The sequence below is a fragment of the Gordonia sp. DT101 genome (genome assembly GCF_049844895.1).
Classification (GTDB): domain Bacteria; phylum Actinomycetota; class Actinomycetes; order Mycobacteriales; family Mycobacteriaceae; genus Gordonia.
The window spans coordinates 304738-325476 of record NZ_JBNCLX010000004.1 but is presented as its reverse complement, the minus strand read 5'-3'; the positions used below and the strand labels follow the sequence as shown (position 1 = coordinate 325476).

Genomic DNA, 20739 nt, shown 5'->3' with positions numbered 1-20739 from the left:
GTTTTGCGTGTGGTGCTGAGTCAGTCGGGGACGTAGGCGCCTGTCTGCTGGAGAATCCATGCCAACTCGAAGGCAACCTCTTCCCACTGCTTGTAGCGGCCGCTGACACCGCCATGGCCTGCCGACATCTCCGTCTTGAGCAGCACCAGGTTGTCGGAGGTGCTCAGTTCCTGAAGACGTGCCACCCATTTCGCCGCCTCGGTGAACAGCACGCGGGTGTCGTTCAGCGAGGTGAGGGCCAGGATCGGCGGATAGGGCTTGGCACCGACGTTCTCGTACGGTGAGTACGTCTTCATGTAGGCGTAGACGTCCGGGTCGTGCAGGGGATCTCCCCACTCGTCCCATTCGATCACCGTGAGCGGCAACGACGGGTCGAGGATCGACGTCAGAGCGTCGACGAACGGCACCGAGGCGAGGATGCCGTTGAAGAGCTCCGGCGCCAGGTTCGCGACCGCACCCATCAGCAGGCCACCTGCCGAACCACCCTCGGCCACCATCTGTTTCGGCGTGGTCCAGCCGGTATCGACCAGGTACCCGGCCGCATCGACGAAGTCGGTGAAGGTGTTCTTCTTGGTCAGGGTCTTTCCGTTGTCGTACCAGTATCGACCCATCTCGCCGCCACCACGGATGTGGGCGAGAACGAACACCACCCCGCGGTCGAGCATCGACAGCCTCGACACCGAGAACCCGGGATCGATGCTCGTCTCGTACGACCCGTAGCCGTACAACAGGAGGGGGGCGGGACGGTTGTCGTCGACACCCTTGCGCCGCACGATCGACAACGGGATCTTGGTGCCATCTGCCGCGGTCGCCCACTCGCGTGATTGCACGTAATCGGCCGGGTCATACCCGCCGAGAACCGGTTGCCGCTTCAGCAGGGTGCGGTCGCCGGTGGCGACATCGAGATCGAGCAATTCGGTGGGCTCGATGAAACTGGCGTATCCGATGCGCAGTTTCGGCGTGACCCACTCAGGATTGCCGCCGAGCCCTGACGACGACAGTTCCTGGTCGAACTCGACCTCGTGAAAGTCTGCAGGCGCGGGGATTCCGTCGAGGCCGCGCAGATCGGCAATGGCGAGCTTCGGAAGTGCCGCATACCGGTACGACAGCACGAGGTAGTCACGAAACGCGTCGAGATCCTCGATCCGGCGTTCCGGATCGTGCGCGATGAACTCGCGTCGGTCCGACGGGTCGTCGACCGGAGCGATGTCGATGGCGAAGTTCTCCGCCTTCACCCCGTCGCGAATGTCGTTGTGCACGATCACGTAATAGTCGTCGCCGGAGATCACGACGTGCTCGACGCTGTACTCGACACCCTCGACCCGCGGTGCCACACTGCGGAACTCGCCGGTCGGGTCGTCGGCGGGGAGCACGTACACCTCGGACGTGATCTTGGACCCCACGCCGATCATCAGGTATTTGTCACTCCGAGTGGAACCCATTCCGACCCAATAGCGCTCGTCCGGCTCGTGGAACACGCGCACGTCGTCGGTGCCGGCGCCCATGTCGTGACGCCACACCGTGTCCGGGCGCCATGCGTCGTCGACAGTCTGATAGAAGACGTGCTGGGCATCCGACGACCACACCGCGCCGCCCGCGGTATCGGCGATCTGGTCGTCGAGGAGTTCGCCGGTGCGAAGGTTCTTGAACCGCAACAGATACCGCTCGTCACCGACGGTGTCGGTGCTGTAGGCCAGCCAGTCGCCGTCGTCGCTGACGGAGAGTCCACCGAGGCTGAAGAAGTCGTGACCCTCAGCCTCGACATTGGCGTCGAGAAGTACCTCTTCACCGGTGAGCGTCGCATCCGCGACGATCTCCGGCGGAGTCCAGTCGTCGTCGGCGGCTATCGGGCAGCGACACCGGATCGCGTACTGCTTGCCCTCTTCGGTCCGGGCGTAATACCAATACCGACCACGGCGACTCGGCACCGACATGTCGGTTTCCTGTGTGCGACTCTTGATCTCGCCGAAAATCTGCTTGCGCAAGCCGTCGAGTTGCGCGGTGTGCGACTCGGTGAACACGTTCTGCGCCTCGAGGTAGGCCACGACCTCGGGATCTTCCTTGTCCCGCAGCCATTCATACTCGTCGACGAAGGTGTCACCATGGTGCACACGTTCGCTCGGCACTTTCTTGGCCACCGGGGCGGCGACGTCGGACTTCACAATCATCTCCTACTCGTGATCCGGCCAGTCGGCGAAGGACTTCTGCGAAATCCACTCGTAGGCCTCGATATAGCGTTCTCGGGTTCGATCCACCACGGAATCCGGCAACGACGGTGGCGGCTGATCGGCCACCCGATCCCAGCCGGATTCCGGTCCCGTCAGCCAATTCCGGACGATCTGCTTGTCGAAACTCGGCTGCACCTCACCGGGCCGATACGATGCCGCCTCCCAGTACCGTGACGAATCCGGGGTCAGCACCTCGTCGGCCAGCACGAGCTCACCGCTGCCGCCGAGACCGAATTCGAACTTGGTGTCGGCCAAGATGATTCCACGCTCGGCAGCAATGCCGGCGCCGCGTCCGTAGATGTCGAGCGTCGTCGCACGCAATCGCTCCGCGCGTTCGGCACCTTCTTGTTCCACCACCCGCCCGAAGCTGATGTTCTCGTCGTGGTCGCCCTGCGCAGCCTTGGTGGCCGGGGTGAAGATCGGCTCGGGCAGCTCGCTCGCCTCATCGAGCCCCGTCGGCAATTCGACCCCGCACACGGCGCCGGTCGCACGGTAGTCGAGCAGACCGGAGCCGGTGAGGTATCCGCGCGCCACGCACTCGACCTGCACCATCGGCAGCTTGCGGACCACCATCGAACGCCCGACGCACTCGGCCGGGATCCGCTCGTCGGTCGGTCCGCCGGCGAGATGGTTCGGGACCCCGAGCACGTCGAACCAGTAGAAGCTCATCGCGGTCAGGATGCGGCCCTTGTCCGGTATCGCCGGACTGAGGATGTGGTCGTACGCCGAGATCCGGTCGGAGGCGACGAGGAGAAGAGTGTTCGCGTCGATCTCGTAGATCTCACGGACCTTCCCTGACGCCAGGTGCATGTACGACTGCAGTTCAGGACGCATGGCTTCGACCCTAGAGGTATGACATCCTGCATCGCATGTCCGGTCCGTTGATCTCCATCACCTACTGCACGCAATGCAACTGGCTGCTGCGGGCGTCGTGGATGGCCAGCGAGTTGCTCAACACGTTCGGCACCGAGTTGGGCTCGGTGACGCTGGTTCCGGGCACCGGGGGTGTGTTCCACATCGACGTCGATGGACAGCAGGTCTGGGAACGCAAACGCGATGGCGGGTTCCCCGATGTGGTGACGCTCAAGCGCCTCGTCCGCGACAGCGCGCTACCGGACTGGAATCTGGGGCACGCGGATCGGTCGGCGGGCCCATCGTGACCGTTCGAGACCCTTCGAGACGCTCGCAAGCTCGCTCCTCAGGGCGCAGCGCTCGCATCGCGGTCCCTGAGGAACGCAGCGCGGCGAACCGTCAGAGAATCGGCGCAGGCCCGTAACCGGCGGCGTCCGGGTAATCGGCGATGATCTTCTCGGCGGCGGCGACAACGTCGGCCACCTGCTGCTCCGCGGCACCGACGAACACCGTTTTGTCGGCGAGGAGCTCGTCGAGCTGCGCACGATCGAGCGGGATGCGGTCATCGCCCGCCAACCGGTCGAGCAGATCGGGCTCCCGACCCTGCTCACGCATGGCGAGGGCGACCGCGACGGCGTTCTCCTTGATCGCCTCGTGCGCGGTCTCGCGGCCGACGCCCGCCCGCACCGACGCCATCAACACCTTGGTGGTGGCCAGGAACGGCAGGTAGCGATCGAGCTCGTTGGCGATCACGGCCGGGTAGGCGCCGAACTCGGCGAGCACGGTCAGGAAGGTCTCCATGAGGCCGTCGATCGCGAAGAAGGCATCCGGTAACGCGACCCGACGCACGACCGAACAGAAGACGTCGCCCTCGTTCCACTGCGCGCCGGCGAGTTCCGCGGCCATCGAACCGTAGCCACGGAGGATCACCTGCAGTCCGTTGACCCGTTCGCAGCTGCGCGTGTTCATCTTGTGGGGCATCGCCGAGCTGCCGACCTGACCCGGCTGGAAGCCCTCGGTCACCAATTCATGGCCGGCCATCAGGCGGATGGTGTGGGCCAGCGACGACGGCCCGGCGGCAACCTGCACCAGGGCCGACACCACGTCGTGGTCGAGCGAGCGCGGGTAGATCTGGCCCACCGAGGTCAGGGAACGCGCGAAACCGAGATGACCAGCGACACGGGCCTCGAGATCGGCGAGCTTCGTGGCGTCGCCGCCGAGAAGGTCGAGCATGTCCTGCGAGGTTCCCATCGGCCCCTTGATGCCCCGCAGCGGATAACGATCGATGAGCTCACGCAACCGGGTGAGCGCGATCATCAGTTCGTCGGCGGCACTCGCGAACCGCTTGCCGAGCGTGGTGGCCTGGGCGGCCACGTTGTGGCTGCGCCCGGCCATCACCACGCTCGAATACTGCGCGGCCCGCTCGACGATGCGCGCGAGCACCGCGACACCGTGCGCGTGCACATGCTCGAGCGACCGCAGGATCTGCAGCTGCTCGACGTTCTCGGTGAGGTCTCGACTGGTCATACCCTTGTGGATCTGCTCATGCCCGGCGAGGGCATTGAACTCCTCGATCCGCGCCTTCACGTCGTGGCGGGTGACCCGTTCACGCTCGGCGATGGACTCGAGATCGATCTGACCGACGACCTTCTCGTAGTCGGCGATCGCACCGTCGGGGACGTCGATGCCCAGGTCGCGCTGGGCCTTGAGGACGGCGATCCACAGCTGGCGCTCGAGAGCGATCTTGTGGCGCGAGGACCAGAGCTCCGCGAGGTCAGCGGAGGCATAACGACTGGCCAGAACGTTGGAGATGGCAGGCTTCGACACGTGCACAGTGTAGTCGCGAGTGCGTGGACCCCTGGAATCGCGGTAACCGGAACGGCGGCTGATCGGCTCGGTCTCGTGATGAGACGTACAATCGCGCAATGCGTCGCGCGTCTTTCTCGCACTGGCCCTGCTCAATGGCTCGGACCGCCGACCTCGTCGGCGATCCCTGGACCTCACTGGTTCTCCGTGAGGCCTTCTACGGAACCCGACGGTTCGACGAGTTCCGCCGTGAGCTCGGCATCGCCCGCAACACCCTGACGGACCGCCTCCGACGCCTGGTCGACGAGGGCATGCTGGAGCGCCACCTCTATGCAAACGAACCGATCCGCCACGAGTACGTCCTGACCGACAAAGGCGCCGACTTCTGGAACGTCCTGCTGGCCATGTCCGCGTGGGGTGACCGCTGGCTGGCCGACGACGCCGGCCCGCCGGTGACAATGCGTCACACCGCCTGCGGGCACGAGACCCGAGCGCGGGTGGTCTGCGAACACTGCGGCGAGGCGATGCCGATCGAGGAGACCCGGATGTCCTTCGGCCCCGGCTACCCGGTGCGGCTGCGGGAGCGTCCCGACGTCAAGGCCCGATTCGACCGCATGTCCCGCGACTGACACTCGGATCCATGCTCTCGAGGGATCCGCACTCTCAACGTCTTGAACTCCACGGTCTCATCATGCAACCATCTGTTGTGTTAGAAGTGATCGCGAGAGATGGGACCGGCAACATGGAGTGGACAGGAGCCCGGTACGCCGACGGGCCGACCGCAGAGGTGCACATCAGGGTGGCGGCGCCGCCCGCCGTTGTGTGGCAGGTCGTCACCGATGTCGAGTCGATGGCCGAGATGAGCTCGGAGTTGCAGTCGGTCCGCTGGACCGACCCGGCTGCCGAGCCGGGGGTCGGGGTCACCTTCATCGGCGCGAGCCGGCATCCGGCGATGGGCGAATGGTCGACCACCTCCCACGTCGTCGAATGGAATCCCCCCACGTCATTCGCGTGGGCCGTCGAGGATGTGGACTCCCCGTCTGCCACCTGGCGGTTCACCCTCGATCCCGACGGTGACGAAACGGTGCTGACCCAGTGGGTGCAGATGGGACCCGGCAGGTCCGGGCTCTCCGCCGCCATCGACGCCATGCCGGACAAGGAGCAGAAGATCGTCTTCGTACGGATGCGTGAGTTCGAGACGAACATGACCGCGACCCTCGACCAGATCAAGGACCGCGCCGAACGTCTCGCACAGGACGCCGCCGGCGCGACGACGACGCCGGAGGCGCGGCCATGAGGACGGCGACAACCGTCGAGGTCTCCCGGGACGCCGCCGAGACGACCACTTTCGTGCTGGAGGCCGAGCGCCTCGGACTCGACATCTGTTGGGTCGCCGAGGCGTGGGGCTCCGACGCGCCCTCCTACCTCGGCTACCTGGCTGCTCGAACCAACCGAATCCTGCTGGGCTCCGGGATCATTCAGATCGGCACGCGCACTCCGGTGTCGATTGCACAGGCGGCGCTGACGGTCGCCGAACTGTCGGAGGGTCGCTTCCTGCTCGGTCTCGGACCGTCGGGACCACAGGTCATGGAGGGCCTGCACGGAGTCGAGTTCCGGCGCCCGATGACCCGGATGCGGGAGACCGTCGACGTCATCCGGGAGGCGTTCTCCGGGGCACGGATCTCCTATGCCGGCGAGACTGTGCGCATACCGCGCACAGAGGACTCCAAACCGATGAGACTGTCGATCCCGGGCCGCGACGACATACCCATCTACCTGGCATCGATGTCGCCGAAGATGCTCGAACTCACCGGCCAGATCGCCGACGGCTGGCTCGGCACGAGCTTCGTGCCCGAAGGGTCCGCCGCCTACTTCGACCATCTCGACGCAGGATTACGTACAGCCGGACGGACCAGAGCCGACATCGATGTGTGTCAGGGCGCCGAGATTGCCATCTTCGACGATGCCGACCGCCTGGCGGAGCACGTCAACGGTCGGAAAAAAGAACTTGCATTCAGCATCGGCGGCATGGGTAACGCCGACACCAACTTCTACAACGCCGCCTACGCACGGCAGGGATGGTCCGAGGTGACCGGTGAGATCCAGAGTCGTTGGCAGGGCGGCGATCGCGAGGGTGCGGTGAAACTCGTCTCCGACGAGATGGTCCTGGCGACAACGCTGATCGGAACACGCCCCATGGTGGCCGAGCGGTTACGCGACTGGGCTGCGACAGGCGTCACCACTGTGAGGCTCTATCCGGCAGGCGACACGCTAGACGAACGGCTCTCGAATCTCTCGGAAGGGATCGAGCTCGCGGGCGCGACCGACAACGCCGCCCCCGCCTGGTGAAAGCCGCAGGTCAGAGCGCGAAACACGCCCATCCGGAGCCGTATCCCTGGTGCACACGCATCACCGCGACCGGCCCCTGAACCCCGGCCTGTTTGGCGTACAGCAAGCGATCGCCGATCCGTCGGGGCACCCATCGGATCGTCGCGATGGCCCCGTCGGCCTGCGCGGCACCGATGAACCGCTCCGGGTACCCCTGCTTGCGTTCCCAGAAGGTGACGGGTCCCGACGCGTTGACGTCGACGGTCAGGTCGTAAAGACATCCGGTGCCGTACACCACCGACGAGAACGGTACGCCCGCGTCGATCTTGCCGACCGGGACGGCCCCGGCCGACCCCGGTGACACCATCGTCAACCCGATTGTCGCGAGACCCGTTGCGAGAGCCCCGGACAGCACAGTCTTCCTGCGTCGCCTCACTGTGTGCTGCGTCGACACGGCTCCCTCTCCACTGGTGGCTTCGATCGTCATTCCCGCGGCGCGAGGACGTCGATGACCTCGTGCAGCGCTTCCCGTGCGGCGGCATACGGGCTGACCTGCCGCTGACCGAGCGCACCGACGACGGCGCCATCCTCCACGGCGATCAGTTGACGGACGTGCATCGGCTCGGCCAGCCGGAATGATTTCTGCAGAACGTCCGAATGCATCTCTGCCAGTAGGACCCGGCGGTCGATCACCACCTCACGCAACCGCGGATACCGTGCCGCCAGAGCGATGGTCTCGTACCGCGCGGCGAGTGTCTGGATGGTCGTGTCGGGCCCGATGAAGACCTCGGCGAGCGCGTCGGCGGTTGCCTGCCCACCGCGTCGTCGTCGCGGTAGGGCATCGCGGCGCGCGGCGATGCACTCTTCGTCGTTGCGGCACACATAGGCGGCCGCCTCCGCCATCAGATCCTCCAGCGACCCGAAGTAGTAAGTGGTCGAGGCGAGCGGCAACTTCGCACGGTCGGCGACGGCCCGATGACGGACCGCATCGAATCCGCCGTCGAGCAGCAACTCGCCGGCGGCCTCGATCAGTCGGGACCGCCGTCGCAGTCCCTTCGGGGTTGCCGCCGACGTCATGGAATCATGCTGCCAAAGGCGTAACCTGCCACGGGTTGCTTTGGCAAAAGCCGTAACGCGGTCAACGAATTCGAGAACGCCGGACGAACGGGTGGACGCTGCCGGAGGCTTGAACATGCGCCGCCCGCACCGCTCCCTGGGACGATGGCCTGATGGACGACGATGCACTCCTCCACCACGCGATCGATCTCGCCGCCGCCGCCCGCGCCCGCGGCGACCACCCGTTCGGGGCGTTGCTCACCGACACCACCGGCGAGGTGATCCTGACCGCACAGAACAGTATCGAGACCGACGACGATCCGACGGCCCACGCCGAGACGAACCTGGTGCGTGCCGCCGGCCGCCGATTCACCTCCGACGAGCGGCGCTCGATGACCCTGTACACCAGTACCGAACCATGTGCGATGTGTGCCGGCGCGATCTATTGGGCCTCGATCCCGACAGTCGTGTTCGCGCTGAGTGAGGCCGATCTACGGTCGATGACCGGCGACGACCCCAAGAACCCGTCGCTGGACCTGCCGTGCCGGGAGGTGTTCGCACGCGGCGCCCGCCCGACCTCGGTACGCGGCCCGTTCGACATCCCGGCCGCACGTGAGGTCCATGCGGGATTCTGGCGAGCATCGTGATGTGAGGCAGCTCCGAATCGGAGGAGACACGCTCTAGGCGAAGTAGTGCCCCGCATCGAGGTCCTCGATCAGGCCGGGCAGTTCCGGCTTCCAGTCCATCAGTTCGCGGGTGATCGCCGCCGATGTCGGGTTGTCCACCGAGACGAAGGCGGCCAGGAACCGGAACACCTCTTCGTTGTCCTCGGATCTCACTGTGCGCGTAGGAATTCCGGCACCGCGACCGATGGCTTCGGCGATCTCCCGGAACGGGACACCCTCATCGCCCACCGCGTGCAACCGAGTCCCCGCCGGGGCACCCTCCAGCGCGAGCCGATAAAGACGTGCGGCATCGCGGGTGTGGACGGCCGGCCAGCGGTTGTCCCCGGTACCCGGATATCCGGAAAACCCGTTCTCGCGCGCGAATCCGATCAGCGACGGCACGAAACCGTGGTGGTCGAGATCGCTGTGCACCGATGGCGGCAGCCGGAGAACCGACGACCTGACGCCGCGTTCCGCCAAGCCGACGAGTGCATTCTCGGCGTCGATGCGATAGCCGCCGTCGAACGCATCCGACTCCGTTCCCGGCCGGCCGGTGACGCCCATCATCGGGATCATCGCGGTTCCCGATGTCCCGACCAGCGGCTTGCCCGTTCCGATCAGCGCGTTCCCCAGTGCGTCGAGAGCCGCCAGGTCCGCGGCCGCCGCCGACGCCAGGTCCCCCGCTGCCATCGCGTCGTGCTTGAACGCCAGGTGAATGACCCCGTCGGCGTCGCGTGCGGCGTCGGCCAGACCCTCGAGGTCGTCGAGGTCGCCGCGACGAACGACGGCGCCCTGTTCGGCCACCGCGGCGGCAGCGGCATCCGAGCGCGCGAGGCCGACGACCTGGTGCCCGGCCTGCAACAACTCCGGGATGACCGCAGATCCGATGTGCCCGGACGCGCCGGTGATGAATACCCGCATGAGACCCTCCTAGGCCCTCGTTTCGTGAGTTCGTGACCCACGTGCCGTGATGTCATGTTCTGACATCACTGACTCTACGCCTGATGTCAGGTTGTGTCATCACGTATCCTCGGACGCATGGGACGATGGCCGACGGGCTCACGCGAGCGGCTGCAGCGGGCGGCGTTGACCCTGTTCGTGGAGAAGGGCTTCGATCAGACCTCGGTCGCCGACATCTCGTCACGGGCCGGCGTGACCGAACGAACCTTCTACCGTCAGTTCGGCGAGAAGCGCGAAGTGCTCTTCGATGGCGGGAAGTCACTGGAGCTCACCATCACCGAGCACCTTTCCACATCACCCGCCGAGGAGCGGCCACTTGAGGCCGCCGAGCACGCCCTTGTGCACGCCGCCACCGAATTCTTCTCCGGCAGACTACCTTTCGCCAGACAGCGACAATCCGTGATCGACGCGAACCCAGAACTCCAGGAGCGCGAGCTGCTCAAGATGGCGTCGCTCGTCGATGCCATCCGTGACTCTCTGGAATCCCGGGACACCCCCGATATCGCGGCCCGACTCGCGGCCGAGATGGCCGTCGCCGCATTCAAGGTGGCCTTCGGCAGCTGGATCGACCGAGCCAACGACCGCTCGCTGGCAGACCTGATCCGCACCTGTCTCGACGAGATGCGAGACGTCGCAGCACACTGACCCCTCACCACCGCCAGGTCGACACCCTGCGGTCCGGACGCTTGCTTGCCGACCTATACCCCCAGGGGTATCCTCGAATGAGGATACCCCTGCGGGTATCGCGCACAGCAGCTGAAGGGGCGGACGCATGGTCGGCGATGAGGAATCGATCACGGTGGTACTCAACCGTTTACGCCGCGCACACGGCCAGTTGGCCGGCGTGATCTCGATGATCGAACAGGGCCGCGACTGCAAGGATGTGGTCACCCAACTCGCTGCCGTGTCTCGTGCGCTCGATCGCGCCGGCTTCAAGATCGTGGCGACCGGCCTGCGGGAGTGCCTGACCGGCGAGGACGCCGGGAACAGCGAACCGATGACCGAGGAGCAGCTCGAGAAGCTGTTTCTCGCACTCGCCTGACAACCGCCATCGAAAAGGAATGCTCATGCAGCTCGGATACTCGACAACCCTCACCACCACCTTCGACGACGCAGTCTCCCGAACACGAGATGCACTGGCCGAACAGGGATTCGGCGTTCTCACCGAGATCGACGTGACGGCCACCCTCAAGCAGAAGCTCGACGCCGACATGGAGAAGTACCTCATCCTCGGCGCATGCAACCCGTCCCTGGCCCATGGTGCCCTCGACGTCGACCGGCAGATCGGGCTGCTCCTGCCGTGCAACGTCGTCGTCCGCGACGACACCGACAACGCGGGCACCGTAATCGTCGAGGCGATGAACCCCGACATCATGGTCCAGGTCACCGATGCACCGGGCCTGGGGGACGTCGCCGCCGCCGCAGCGGAGAAATTGCAGGCCGCCATCGCGGCACTGACCAGCTGACCGAGACCCGACTTCCGCGCAGGTCCGCCTGACGAGTGCACCGATGACTGAAATGACACAAATTTGTGTTATCTCAGTCATCGGTGCATAGTTGGTTCATGCCCGATGACGCACAGCTCACCTTCGCCGACCACATGGCCCGCTACTACGCACGACGATTCAGCTTTCCGCCCATGGTCGGACGGGTCATCGGCTATCTGTCCGTATGCGACGCGCCGGGACAGAGCATCGCCGAACTGAGCGAGGCACTGCTCGCCAGCCGCAGCGCGATCACCGGCGCCATCGAGAACCTCGAGAACCTCGGCGTCGTCAAACGCACCCGGACGGCAGGCGAACGTATGGACCGCATCGCCATCGACCTGTCCACACCGCGATCGCTGGGTTTCGACATGACCGAGTACGAGGAGTTGGCCGACCTCGCCCGCGAAGGCCTCGAGATCGTCGGGGACGCGCCCGCAGAACGTCGAGCAGCGCTGTCCGAGACAGCGGCGCTCGCCGACTTCCTCGTCGACCGGATTCCTGCGCTCTACGAGGAATGGAAGAAACACCGGGCAGCTCTGGTCATGTCGGGTGACCTCTACGACCCGAACGCCGACAGCACATCCGACGAGGACGGAGACCGGAAATGAATCCACGAAGTGTGCACGACACGGCGATCGAGGCCCGGGGACTCGTGAAACGCTACGACGACAAGGTCGTCCTCGACGGGCTCGACCTGACGATCCCGCGGGGCGAGGTCTTCGCGCTGCTGGGGCCCAACGGGTCGGGCAAGACGACGACGGTGAACATTCTGTCGACCCTGATAGACGCCGATGCCGGACGTGTCGTCGTCGGCGGCCACGACCTGGCCGACAACCCCAATGGCATCCGATCCGTCATCGGCGTCACCGGGCAGTTCGCCGCCCTCGACGACCTGCTGACCGGACGCGAGAACCTGCAGCTGATGGCCGATCTGAATCATCTCGGCCGCGGCCCCGGCCGTGCCCGCGTCGATGAACTGCTCGCCGAATTCGACCTGGTGGACGCCGCCGACCGCGCGGTGTCCACCTACTCCGGCGGCATGCGCCGACGCCTCGATCTCGCCATGACCCTGGTGTCGACACCGGAGGTGATCTTCCTCGACGAGCCGACCACCGGACTCGACCCGCGCAGCCGGCGGACCTTGTGGGACACCATCAGCGGGTTGGCGCGCAACGGGGTGACGGTCTTCTTGACGACGCAATACCTCGAAGAGGCCGATCGTCTCGCCGACCGCGTCGCCGTCCTCGACCAGGGCTCGATCGTCGCCCAGGGGACGCCGTCCGAGCTGAAGGGCCTCGTCCCCGGATCGTCGATCCACCTGGTCTTCGCCGACGACGAGACCTTCCACCGCGCTCAGACAGTGTTTGCCGACGCCGCCGCCGTTCCCACCGCACGCCGACTGGACCTGTCCACCGACGACACCGTCCGTTCCCTACGAGAAGCACTGGGGCGCATCGAATCCGAGCAGCTCGACCTCATCGACGTCTCGGTGCACACCGCCAGCCTCGACGACGTCTTCTTCGCCTTGACGGGCCGCGCCGAACCGCGAGCCGATGACGCACCCACCCCGCACGAAGGAGCCGCCTGATGTCCACGCTCACCTACGCCGTCGAGGACTCGACGACGATGTTGCGCCGTAGTCTGCGTCGCATCATCCGCTACCCGTCGATGACGGTGCTGCTCATCGGCATGCCGGTCGTGTTCCTGTTGCTGTTCGTCTATGTGTTCGGCGGGCAGTTGGGCGCCGACATGGTCACGCCATCGGGCAACACAGGACGCGCCGCCTACCTCGATTACGTGGTACCCGGCGTCCTGCTGATCACGGTCGCAGCGGCGGTGCAGGGCACATCGATCTCCGTTGCCATGGACATGACCTCCGGGATCATCGCCCGGTTCCGGACGATGGCCATCAGTCGGTCGTCGGTGCTCACCGGGCACGTGATCGGGAGCCTGCTCCAGACCCTGGCCAGTCTGGTCGTGGTACTCGCCGTCGCCCTCGCGCTGGGCTTCCGCCCGTCGGGGACAGTGGTCGAGTGGCTGGCAGCATTCGGCCTGCTGACCCTCTTCTCGGTGGCGTTGATCTGGCTCGCGGTGTATCTCGGGCTCTCGGCGAAGAGTGTGGAGACCGCCAGCAACACCCCGATGTTCCTTACCCTGCTGCCATTCCTGGGTAGCGGCTTCGTGCCGACCGAGTCGATGCCACCCGGTCTGCGTCAGTTCGCGGAGTATCAGCCGTTCACGCCGGTCGCGGAGACCCTGCGCGGCCTGCTCACCGGCACCGCGATCGGAACCGGCACCGCCGTCGCCGCGCTGGCGTGGAGCTTCGGGATCGCCGCCGTCTGCTGCGTTGCCGCTCTCCGGACCTACGACCGTCGTCGCGTCGCCTGATCCGGATGCGACGCAACTGCCCCGGGTGATGCGCATCACCCGGGGCAGTACGCATCACCGAGTCTTGTTGCGCCACATCCGTCACACACCTCGGCGTGGCGGATCCGGCGTGTTTCGATCCGGTCGCCCCGCACCAGTAATCTGTGGAGTCGATGAAGCCCCAACGCGACTCACCGAGACGTCCGACTGACCCGACCGAGCTCCGTCTCGGCCGGGTCACTCGGCGTTCGGTGCTGGCCGGGGGCTTCGGTGCCGCCCTGATCGGCGGCCTCGCGGCGTGCTCAGGTGAGCAACCCACCAAGGTCCAGCCCCGCAAGCTGGAGACTCGCGCCGCCGACGACGAGCTGCCGTCGGAGACCAGCCCACAAAATATTGCGAGCGGCCCCCCGCTGGTCACCGGCAGTTTCGTCTCGGCGAAGATGGGCGGACGGCAGACCCGATGGGCCGTCGCCCGGCCGAGCGGTGTCTCGGGCCGACTCCCCGTCGTCGTCGTGCTGCACGCGCTGAACACGAACGAGAAGTCCATTTTCTCCTCGAAGCTCGAGATGCAGAACGTGCTGCAGAAGTACGTGGACGCCGGCAATGCACCGTTCGCGCTGGCCGCTGCCGACGCCGCGCGCAACTACTATCACCCCCGCGCCGACGGCACCGATGCTGCGGCGATGATCCTCGACGAATTCCTGCCGATGCTGGCGTCGAACCCGCAACTCGATCTGTCGACCGAGCGAATCGGACTGTTCGGCTGGTCCATGGGCGGATACGGCGCGTTGCGGCTGGCCGCGCTCCTGGGAGCTCCACGCGTGGCCGCCGTCGCCGTGTGTTCTCCGGCGTTGTGGGCAGACCCGCGCAACTATCCGCCCCGCGCCTTCGACTCGCTCGAGGACTACCAGGCCAATTCTCTCTTCGGCCAGCAGGCCGCGTTCGCCAGGATCCCCCTGCTGATCGATATCGGTTCGTCCGACCAGTTCTTCACCTACACGCGTCAATGGGCGGCCGGACTCCATCCGCCGGCGGCGTTCGGCACGTCTGCGGGCGGGCATACCAATCGCTACTGGCGCAGCGCGCTCCCCGAACAGGTCGAGTTCCTCGGCCGCAACCTCGCCCGGTAACCGCACACCCCCACTCCCCCTCCCGCACCCTCACTCCGCACCCCCGCGCGCACCTCCCACCCCAGCCCCGCCCCGCCAGCCGCGACGGTTTCCGTCATCCGCGCCCCCTGAATGCCGTCGCGGATGACGGGAACCGTCGCGGCTGGCGGGAAGGGGGCTGGGGTGGGAGGGAGAGTTGGGTGGGTCAGAGGGTGATGCGGCCGTCGAGGGCGGCTTTCCCGATGTCGGTGCGGTAGTGCGAGCCGGGGAGTTTGATGTTCGCGATGCGATCGTAGGCCTGAGCGCGGGCCTCGGCGAGGTCGGCACCCGTCCCGACGACGGCGAGTACCCGCCCGCCGGCGGAGACCACCGCGCCATCATCGTTGCGCGCGGTACCCGCGTGCAGCACCCCGTCGCCCTCGGCGCCGGCGATCACGTCGCCGGTGCGCGGCTTACCCGGGTAGTTCTCGGCCGCGACGACCACCGTCACGGCGGCACCATCGGCCCATTCCAGCGGCGGCAACTTGTCCAGCGCTCCGGTGGCGGTCGCGTTGAGCGCCTGCCCCAGTGGGGATTTCAGCAATGCGAGGACGGCTTGGGTCTCGGGATCACCGAACCGGCAGTTGAACTCGACGACGGCCGGGCCATCCTTGCCGATCGCCAGGCCGGCATAGAGCAGACCGGAGAACGGGGTCCCACGCTTGGCGAGTTCCGCGGCGACGGGCTTCACCACGTCGTCGACGATCTGCTGGGTCACCTCGTCGGGCAGCCACGGCAGCGGCGTGTACGCGCCCATCCCGCCGGTGTTGGGCCCGGCGTCGTCGTCGCCGACCCGCTTGTGGTCTTGCGCGGGGATGAGTGGCACCACCGTGTCTCCATCCACCAGAGAGAAGAGCGACACCTCGGGGCCGTCGAGGAAGCTCTCCAACAGGACCGGATGGCCATTCTCCAGTAGTTCGGCCGCATGGTCGCGCGCGGTCAGCCGATCGGTGGTCACCACTACGCCTTTGCCGGCCGCCAGTCCGTCGTCCTTGACCACCCAGGTCGGGCCGAATCGGTTGAGGGCCGCATCGAGCTTGGCCGGGTTGTCGACGATCTCGCTGTGCGCGGTCCGCACCCCCGCGGCCGCCATGACGTCCTTGGCGAAAGCCTTCGATCCCTCGATCTGAGCCGCCTCCGCACCCGGGCCGAAGGTGGCGAAACCGGCGTCGCGCAACGCATCCGCGATTCCGAGGACCAGTGGCACCTCCGGGCCGATGACCACGAGGTCGGCAGCGATGCTCGTCGCCAGCGCCACCACCGCCTCTGCGGCCGCGACGTCGACGTCGTGATTGGTGGCGATCGCGGAGGTCCCGGCATTGCCGGGCGCGACATGCAGGGCGGTCACCGACGGGTCCGCCGACAGTCCGATGAGCAGGGCATGTTCGCGGCCGCCCGAGCCGATCACGAGTACGCGCACGGTGTCGACTCTAGTTCCCCGGTGGCACCGTCATCGAACCCGTCCTTGATCATTCGCTTCAACTCAGACGTCGAATGGCACGTGCGGGTGCCGACGCCGCCATTCTGTCAGTTCAGCGAGAAACGCATGCTCTTCGTATGCACGGATATCTGCGTACACCGATCTGGGCGTGCCGTGGATCCTGCCCACTGAGTTGTGCGGCTCTGCAAACCATTCATCTACGGAGTTCTGGACTCGGCGCTCGATCTCACGGTTTCGTGCAATTCGATCCGCGCAGCACCGCTGGTACGACATGTCGATTGGGTCGGCGGGCGCCTGGTCACCGGCGATCTTCCTTGCGATCTCCTCGATCGCCCCCGCGGGGAAGTTCCCAACCATTTCCGGGTCCTGAGACAAGTAACGCAGCAAACACAGATACTCGCGGGGCAATCCACGGATCTCGTCACGCACGACTGATCCAGCCTGGGCGATCGATGAGACTGCCGTCGCGAAGTCGTCCCAGAACTCGCTGGTCGGCGAGCTCCTCCCGAAGTTCTGGGTTTCGCGAATAGAAGTCAAGGAGCCAGAACATCGCGGGCAACCCGAGGCCCAACCGATCCGCGCGAACCATACGGGAACCGACGTGCTTACGCACAACCTCGATATACCCCCGCCTCGACGATCCGGCGCGATGGGGGATCACAACACGGTCAACACTCGCCCAATCGATCTCGAAACTGCTGAACACACCCATAACCCTGATAGCTCGGGAAGTAATGAGGACAGCCTCGCCCATCGATCGGATCATCGCCGTGAGGACAATAACCAGCAGAGCAAATCCGAACGGTAGCAACACAATAGAAAAGATCAGCACTTGCCCTGCCGTCGGAGCGAGCTGACCCCATCCGGTCCTCAGACCGAGTCCGAGCATGATAGAGCCCAGCCCCATGAATCCCATCGCCAACGAACCGGAGATCACCATTGGACGATATACACGAATTGCGACGCCTCGGCCATCCACGCTCACACTGCCCATGTCCGGAGTTGGCACAGTGCACCGTCTGGACACTTCGAACAGTTGGACACCCAGCGCGGAGAACGAGATCATCGCGCACACACCGAGCGCACATCGGTAATAGTCGCCCTTGAAGAGACCCCCGACCGTCAGCCATACCCCGACACCGAGTATCACCGGTATGACAAATCCGGCGGACAGAATGGTCCGCCAATCAGTCGCGCCGAGTTCTGATGTCGGCACCGGATAACGGGCGACTCGCAGGTTTTCGCCCGTCAATTGCACACCGCTTCACCGATTCTGGAGCCCACGTATCCGAAGTAAAAGCCACCGAAGGTAGATCCTGTCGCAGCGCCGGCCGCCGCGCCCGCGGGCCCGGCGAGCGCTGTTCCGCCGGCAGCGGCCAGGGCCCCCGACGCGTATCCACCGACCGCACCCACGCCGGCCGACACTCCTGCCACGCACCGGTCATGCGCGTCTTGTGCCGCCATGACATCGTAGGCGGCAGTCGCCAGCGTCAGAGCAGGCCCGGCGAACTTTGCACCAGCATGAATATTCGCCACAGCATCTTGGCTGACATGCGGAATCACACCGCCCTCTTTGGCGCCGGTTTCAAGCGCCGAAAGCCCACCTCCAACGGTTGCTAGATATGGATGGGAAAAGAAGTCAGGCACCTTTCGGGAATTGTCACTGCGCCCATTCTCGAAAACCAGTGTCTCACCGCCGCTTCCGCGAGCGATGTTTACCCAACCCTTGTCGCTCCGGATGCCGAGATCGTATCCGCCGTGCCACGAGGTGAAGGTGGAGATCCTTTGTCCGTCGGAGTCAAACATCTCGACCTGGTCGGCAGGCACCCCGTTCGGAGGCCCGCCAAAAACGGGCATCTGCACTCCGCTTGGCAAAGTACGCCACTGGGCGTCGTATTTCTCCCAATGGGTGAACACTTGAGTCGTGCCATCCTGCATGGTGACCGTTGTGATTCTCTTGCCACCTTCGTCGGAGACCGTCTTCTCGGCCACGGTCTCCGACATCGTCACCGACCGAACGAGTCTCTGGTGATCGCCACCCTCGGTTGTGGACGGATCGATCACTTGGTCTCTCGGAGCAGCGGTGCTCTCGAGATCTGCGGCGCTGAGCCACAGCGAGACACCTTCCAGATGTTTCGACAGCTCAATCGCCAAGTCATGATCTGCGCGCCCCACTGCCGTGACCAATGGATTGAGTTGGTCTTGAAACCCTTGTGCGGCAAGCGCCATGAGTCGTGCCATCGCACGCGACATAGCCTGAGGGCGGAGCAAGACCACCCACTCGTTGTCAACATATAACGGGCCTGACTCGATCGTCGCCACGAGCCGGTCTATCGCGTGTTTGGACACAGTCAAGCTGCTCGATCCCTGCTGGACGGATTCGTTTGTCGTTTCGCCCAGCAAATCAAAATGGCTACCAACCGTGTCCGCTCGACTGAAAGCGTCGTTGGCCGCCGTGGCTGCAGATCCCGACCACTCCTTGGCGTTTGTCAGCTTCAGCAACCTGGCTCCCGCATCCCACGAGGTTGCACTGATGCGCTTCCCAGCTTTGGCAATCTCATCGCCTGCCGCGAGCAACCCGTCGACCCGCCACGATGCCAGTGTTGATCGATTCGGGATCATCGCGATTCCGGAACTATCGCATCCAGCTCGCTTGCCAGTTCGTCGTCGCGCGCCTGATAGGTGTCAGCGCCGACGCGGACGGCCGAGCCCATCGAGTGGTACCCCGCTGCCATCTCGTCAACAGACTTCTGCAGCACGGGGTCCGCCGCTGCAGCAACAAAGGCTGTCGATGAGCCGGGCATCAACGCTGCCAGTCGGCCAAATGTGGCGGGCAGATCTGACGATTCGATCGTCGACGCACACTCGTCCACGCACCCTGCGAACGCGCGCAAGATCCCCCGATCGACCCACAAATCACCCATGATTCCCCCGCTTGTCATATCAATGGCGTCGGCCCAGATTCTCGTCTCTGATTCAGGCGACGGCGTCGAGATCCAGGCCGGCCGCAGTCGGGTGCGCTGGAAGTACGCCGACCAAATGACGCCCTGCCGCGGATCCGCTCACTGAACCACCTCGACCCCCATCGACGCCAACACCTCGGCACGTCTCGGCACACCCATGACCTCGTCGATGACGACGATCAGCACGGGCGCCAGGGTCGTCACGACCACCGCGACCACCACCGACACTCCGGCGGCGGCGAGCCAGACACCGGCGACGAGGCAGATGCCCGCTCCCAGGGCGAGGATCACGCTCAGCGGGTCGAACGGAAGCAGGTAGTCGTACAGCGCGAGCAGACCGACACAGTAGATCCCCAGCGGCACGGCGAGCGTGGCGACCACCGCACCCGGGCCGATGTGGGCCTCGTGCTCGATGTAGAGGGCCGCGACATGCAGACCGGCTCCGACCGCGGCGGCAGCCATGAAGATCACGATGTGCCCGTACCCCCAGACGAAGCTCTTCTCCCGATGCGCATGTAGCGCATCGCCGACCGGGATGATGAAGTACATCCACCACATCGCGAAGGTGACACCCATGGCGGCCAGGCCGAGAACCGCTGTCTCCACGGACCAACCCTCGACCTCGATGAGCGCCCCGAGGACCGCAACCGTGCCGACCACACCCTCGCCGAGGGTGATGATCGTCAGCAACGAGTAGCGCTCGGCGATGTGATGGGGATGCCAGGGTGTTCCACCGCCTTTGCGCTCGCCGAGGTAGGGCCCGAGGAGTTCGACCAGGATGCAGCCGATCATCGCGAACAGGGTCGCCAGCGGCCGCATGTCGGCGATCAGCACGCCGACCCACCCGATCTGTGCGAGCAGGGTCATCGCGGCGTAGATCAGAGCTACGCGCCGATGCTGCTCGCTCTGCACCGCGACACGCAGCCACTGCGCGACCATCCCGACGCGCATCACGATGTATCCGATGACCAGGACCCGGTTGTCGACGTGCTCGTGATGGCCGAGTGACTCGAAGATCGGCGGGATGCCGAGCGCGATGATGGCGACGCCGATCATCTGGACCAGGGTCACCAGACGAAAGAACCAGTCGTCGGTGTCGAATGCCGAAGCGAACCAGGCGAAGTTGATCCACGCCCAGATCGCCGCGAACGTGCACAGCAGGTAGCCGAAGATGGCGACCTGATAGTGCCCCTCGGCGAGCTGATGGGCGACCTGCGTCCCCGCTGTGGAGAAGGCGACCACGAAGACCAGGTCGTAGAACAGCTCGAGACTGGTGGCGGCGCGGCCCTCCTCATGGGGGTCGCGTCCGGTCATCCGCCGTATGGGGTGTCCGATCGTGAAGCTCACGATCGGAACTCTAACGACATTTGGGGGCGCATCGGGCGACGTGCGCACCGCGTGGACGCAGAGACCTCACCCACCGTCAGAGACCTTCTGC

General features: G+C 65.5%; 24 protein-coding genes. 12 read left to right on the top strand and 12 right to left on the bottom strand.

Going from position 1 to position 20739, the window contains the following annotated elements; translation table 11 throughout:
* Window positions 1–20: 20 nt before the first annotated feature.
* Entirely contained in the window at window positions 21–2168 is a 2148-nt protein-coding gene (locus ACLQ3I_RS16355; protein ID WP_425803243.1) for a S9 family peptidase, read from the bottom strand.
* A gap of 3 nt (window positions 2169–2171) precedes the next feature.
* A complete protein-coding gene (locus ACLQ3I_RS16350) occupies window positions 2172–3062 on the bottom strand; it encodes a phosphoribosylaminoimidazolesuccinocarboxamide synthase (protein ID WP_425803240.1) in 891 nt (296 codons plus the stop codon).
* Window positions 3063–3097: 35 nt separating this feature from the next.
* Between ACLQ3I_RS16350 and ACLQ3I_RS16345 the strand changes: the two genes are divergently transcribed.
* The gene (locus ACLQ3I_RS16345; RefSeq protein WP_425789924.1) at window positions 3098–3388 is read left to right on the top strand and encodes a SelT/SelW/SelH family protein; all 291 of its coding nucleotides are present in this window, start codon (window positions 3098–3100) and stop codon (window positions 3386–3388) included.
* A gap of 91 nt (window positions 3389–3479) precedes the next feature.
* Here ACLQ3I_RS16345 and purB read toward each other — a convergent pair whose 3' ends face one another.
* Window positions 3480–4907, bottom strand: a complete 1428-nt coding sequence (gene purB / locus ACLQ3I_RS16340) for an adenylosuccinate lyase (RefSeq protein WP_425803237.1) — start codon at window positions 4905–4907, stop codon at window positions 3480–3482.
* Between the two features lie 98 nt (window positions 4908–5005).
* Here purB and ACLQ3I_RS16335 point away from each other — a divergent pair, with 98 nt between their 5' ends.
* The 3 genes from ACLQ3I_RS16335 to ACLQ3I_RS16325 all read left to right on the top strand — a co-directional run bounded on the left by ACLQ3I_RS16335 (window position 5006) and on the right by ACLQ3I_RS16325 (window position 7235).
* Window positions 5006–5515 carry a winged helix-turn-helix transcriptional regulator gene (locus tag ACLQ3I_RS16335; RefSeq protein ID WP_425789927.1) on the top strand — a complete coding sequence of 170 codons (510 nt, stop codon included), beginning with the start codon at window positions 5006–5008 and terminating at the stop codon, window positions 5513–5515.
* Window positions 5516–5628: 113 nt separating this feature from the next.
* On the top strand, window positions 5629–6183 hold the full coding sequence (locus ACLQ3I_RS16330) for an SRPBCC family protein (RefSeq protein WP_425803234.1): 555 nt from the start codon (window positions 5629–5631) through the stop codon (window positions 6181–6183).
* On the top strand, window positions 6180–7235 hold the full coding sequence (locus tag ACLQ3I_RS16325) for an LLM class flavin-dependent oxidoreductase (RefSeq protein ID WP_425803232.1): 1056 nt from the start codon (window positions 6180–6182) through the stop codon (window positions 7233–7235). The genes ACLQ3I_RS16330 and ACLQ3I_RS16325 overlap by 4 nt, the downstream gene beginning before the upstream one ends.
* Before the next feature lie 10 nt (window positions 7236–7245).
* On the opposite strand, the gene ACLQ3I_RS16320 is transcribed toward ACLQ3I_RS16325, so the two are convergent.
* Complete coding sequence (locus tag ACLQ3I_RS16320; protein WP_425789933.1) at window positions 7246–7581, bottom strand: hypothetical protein; 336 nt, start codon at window positions 7579–7581, stop codon at window positions 7246–7248.
* 116 nt (window positions 7582–7697) lie between these two features.
* Window positions 7698–8291: a TetR/AcrR family transcriptional regulator gene (locus ACLQ3I_RS16315; RefSeq protein WP_425789935.1), complete on the bottom strand. Its 594-nt coding sequence runs from the start codon at window positions 8289–8291 to the stop codon at window positions 7698–7700.
* Between the two features lie 152 nt (window positions 8292–8443).
* On the opposite strand from ACLQ3I_RS16315, the gene ACLQ3I_RS16310 reads away from it, so the two are divergent.
* Window positions 8444–8917, top strand: coding sequence for a nucleoside deaminase (locus ACLQ3I_RS16310; RefSeq protein ID WP_425789937.1), 474 nt, complete (start codon window positions 8444–8446; stop codon window positions 8915–8917).
* A 33-nt stretch (window positions 8918–8950) separates the two neighbouring features.
* Here ACLQ3I_RS16310 and ACLQ3I_RS16305 read toward each other — a convergent pair whose 3' ends face one another.
* Window positions 8951–9856 carry an SDR family oxidoreductase gene (locus ACLQ3I_RS16305; protein WP_425803230.1) on the bottom strand — a complete coding sequence of 302 codons (906 nt, stop codon included), beginning with the start codon at window positions 9854–9856 and terminating at the stop codon, window positions 8951–8953.
* A 117-nt stretch (window positions 9857–9973) separates the two neighbouring features.
* On the opposite strand from ACLQ3I_RS16305, the gene ACLQ3I_RS16300 reads away from it, so the two are divergent.
* The 7 genes from ACLQ3I_RS16300 (at window position 9974) to ACLQ3I_RS16270 (ending at window position 14879) form a co-directional block, all read left to right on the top strand.
* Window positions 9974–10540, top strand: a complete 567-nt coding sequence (locus ACLQ3I_RS16300; RefSeq protein WP_425803228.1) for a TetR family transcriptional regulator — start codon at window positions 9974–9976, stop codon at window positions 10538–10540.
* Window positions 10541–10667: 127 nt separating this feature from the next.
* Complete coding sequence (locus ACLQ3I_RS16295; protein ID WP_425789943.1) at window positions 10668–10937, top strand: metal-sensitive transcriptional regulator; 270 nt, start codon at window positions 10668–10670, stop codon at window positions 10935–10937.
* Between the two features lie 25 nt (window positions 10938–10962).
* Window positions 10963–11361, top strand: coding sequence for a DUF302 domain-containing protein (locus tag ACLQ3I_RS16290; RefSeq protein WP_425789945.1), 399 nt, complete (start codon window positions 10963–10965; stop codon window positions 11359–11361).
* Window positions 11362–11459: 98 nt separating this feature from the next.
* On the top strand, window positions 11460–11990 hold the full coding sequence (locus ACLQ3I_RS16285; protein WP_425789946.1) for a GbsR/MarR family transcriptional regulator: 531 nt from the start codon (window positions 11460–11462) through the stop codon (window positions 11988–11990).
* Complete coding sequence (locus ACLQ3I_RS16280; protein ID WP_425803226.1) at window positions 11987–12970, top strand: ABC transporter ATP-binding protein; 984 nt, start codon at window positions 11987–11989, stop codon at window positions 12968–12970. Before ACLQ3I_RS16285 ends, ACLQ3I_RS16280 begins: the two co-directional genes overlap by 4 nt.
* The gene (locus tag ACLQ3I_RS16275; RefSeq protein WP_425803224.1) at window positions 12970–13770 is read left to right on the top strand and encodes an ABC transporter permease; all 801 of its coding nucleotides are present in this window, start codon (window positions 12970–12972) and stop codon (window positions 13768–13770) included. The genes ACLQ3I_RS16280 and ACLQ3I_RS16275 overlap by 1 nt, the downstream gene beginning before the upstream one ends.
* 152 nt (window positions 13771–13922) lie before the next feature.
* Window positions 13923–14879 (top strand): alpha/beta hydrolase-fold protein, encoded by a 957-nt coding sequence (locus ACLQ3I_RS16270; RefSeq protein WP_425803221.1) that lies wholly within the window; start codon window positions 13923–13925, stop codon window positions 14877–14879.
* Between the two features lie 184 nt (window positions 14880–15063).
* Here the strand turns inward: ACLQ3I_RS16270 and purD are convergent, their stop codons facing one another.
* The 6 genes from purD to ACLQ3I_RS16240 form a co-directional block, all read right to left on the bottom strand.
* Complete coding sequence (gene purD, locus ACLQ3I_RS16265; protein ID WP_425803219.1) at window positions 15064–16317, bottom strand: phosphoribosylamine--glycine ligase; 1254 nt, start codon at window positions 16315–16317, stop codon at window positions 15064–15066.
* Window positions 16318–16380: 63 nt separating this feature from the next.
* Window positions 16381–16767 carry a hypothetical protein gene (locus ACLQ3I_RS16260; protein ID WP_425803217.1) on the bottom strand — a complete coding sequence of 129 codons (387 nt, stop codon included), beginning with the start codon at window positions 16765–16767 and terminating at the stop codon, window positions 16381–16383.
* The gene (locus ACLQ3I_RS16255) at window positions 16760–17596 is read right to left on the bottom strand and encodes a hypothetical protein (RefSeq protein WP_425803216.1); all 837 of its coding nucleotides are present in this window, start codon (window positions 17594–17596) and stop codon (window positions 16760–16762) included. Before ACLQ3I_RS16255 ends, ACLQ3I_RS16260 begins: the two co-directional genes overlap by 8 nt.
* Window positions 17587–18960: a hypothetical protein gene (locus ACLQ3I_RS16250; protein WP_425803214.1), complete on the bottom strand. Its 1374-nt coding sequence runs from the start codon at window positions 18958–18960 to the stop codon at window positions 17587–17589. Before ACLQ3I_RS16250 ends, ACLQ3I_RS16255 begins: the two co-directional genes overlap by 10 nt.
* Window positions 18957–19262, bottom strand: a complete 306-nt coding sequence (locus ACLQ3I_RS16245) for a hypothetical protein (protein ID WP_425803212.1) — start codon at window positions 19260–19262, stop codon at window positions 18957–18959. The genes ACLQ3I_RS16250 and ACLQ3I_RS16245 overlap by 4 nt, the downstream gene beginning before the upstream one ends.
* A gap of 138 nt (window positions 19263–19400) precedes the next feature.
* Entirely contained in the window at window positions 19401–20615 is a 1215-nt protein-coding gene (locus ACLQ3I_RS16240; RefSeq protein ID WP_425803574.1) for a low temperature requirement protein A, read from the bottom strand.
* Between the last annotated feature and the right edge of the window lie 124 nt (window positions 20616–20739).

Excerpts from the sequence above, each read along its gene's own strand:
- ACLQ3I_RS16355 (WP_425803243.1), bottom strand. The coding sequence starts at position 2,168 with ATGATTGTGAAGTCCGACGTCGCCGCCCCGGTGGCCAAGAAAGTGCCG.
- ACLQ3I_RS16350 (WP_425803240.1), bottom strand. The coding sequence starts at position 3,062 with ATGCGTCCTGAACTGCAGTCGTACATGCACCTGGCGTCAGGGAAGGTC.
- ACLQ3I_RS16345 (WP_425789924.1), top strand. The coding sequence starts at position 3,098 with ATGTCCGGTCCGTTGATCTCCATCACCTACTGCACGCAATGCAACTGG.
- ACLQ3I_RS16335 (WP_425789927.1), top strand. The coding sequence starts at position 5,006 with ATGCGTCGCGCGTCTTTCTCGCACTGGCCCTGCTCAATGGCTCGGACC.
- ACLQ3I_RS16330 (WP_425803234.1), top strand. The coding sequence starts at position 5,629 with ATGGAGTGGACAGGAGCCCGGTACGCCGACGGGCCGACCGCAGAGGTG.
- ACLQ3I_RS16325 (WP_425803232.1), top strand. The coding sequence starts at position 6,180 with ATGAGGACGGCGACAACCGTCGAGGTCTCCCGGGACGCCGCCGAGACG.
- ACLQ3I_RS16320 (WP_425789933.1), bottom strand. The coding sequence starts at position 7,581 with ATGGTGTCACCGGGGTCGGCCGGGGCCGTCCCGGTCGGCAAGATCGAC.
- ACLQ3I_RS16315 (WP_425789935.1), bottom strand. The coding sequence starts at position 8,291 with ATGACGTCGGCGGCAACCCCGAAGGGACTGCGACGGCGGTCCCGACTG.
- ACLQ3I_RS16310 (WP_425789937.1), top strand. The coding sequence starts at position 8,444 with ATGGACGACGATGCACTCCTCCACCACGCGATCGATCTCGCCGCCGCC.
- ACLQ3I_RS16305 (WP_425803230.1), bottom strand. The coding sequence starts at position 9,856 with ATGCGGGTATTCATCACCGGCGCGTCCGGGCACATCGGATCTGCGGTC.
- ACLQ3I_RS16300 (WP_425803228.1), top strand. The coding sequence starts at position 9,974 with ATGGGACGATGGCCGACGGGCTCACGCGAGCGGCTGCAGCGGGCGGCG.
- ACLQ3I_RS16295 (WP_425789943.1), top strand. The coding sequence starts at position 10,668 with ATGGTCGGCGATGAGGAATCGATCACGGTGGTACTCAACCGTTTACGC.
- ACLQ3I_RS16290 (WP_425789945.1), top strand. The coding sequence starts at position 10,963 with ATGCAGCTCGGATACTCGACAACCCTCACCACCACCTTCGACGACGCA.
- ACLQ3I_RS16285 (WP_425789946.1), top strand. The coding sequence starts at position 11,460 with ATGCCCGATGACGCACAGCTCACCTTCGCCGACCACATGGCCCGCTAC.
- ACLQ3I_RS16280 (WP_425803226.1), top strand. The coding sequence starts at position 11,987 with ATGAATCCACGAAGTGTGCACGACACGGCGATCGAGGCCCGGGGACTC.
- ACLQ3I_RS16275 (WP_425803224.1), top strand. The coding sequence starts at position 12,970 with ATGTCCACGCTCACCTACGCCGTCGAGGACTCGACGACGATGTTGCGC.
- ACLQ3I_RS16270 (WP_425803221.1), top strand. The coding sequence starts at position 13,923 with ATGAAGCCCCAACGCGACTCACCGAGACGTCCGACTGACCCGACCGAG.
- ACLQ3I_RS16250 (WP_425803214.1), bottom strand. The coding sequence starts at position 18,960 with ATGATCCCGAATCGATCAACACTGGCATCGTGGCGGGTCGACGGGTTG.
- ACLQ3I_RS16245 (WP_425803212.1), bottom strand. The coding sequence starts at position 19,262 with ATGGGTGATTTGTGGGTCGATCGGGGGATCTTGCGCGCGTTCGCAGGG.
- ACLQ3I_RS16240 (WP_425803574.1), bottom strand. The coding sequence starts at position 20,615 with ATGACCGGACGCGACCCCCATGAGGAGGGCCGCGCCGCCACCAGTCTC.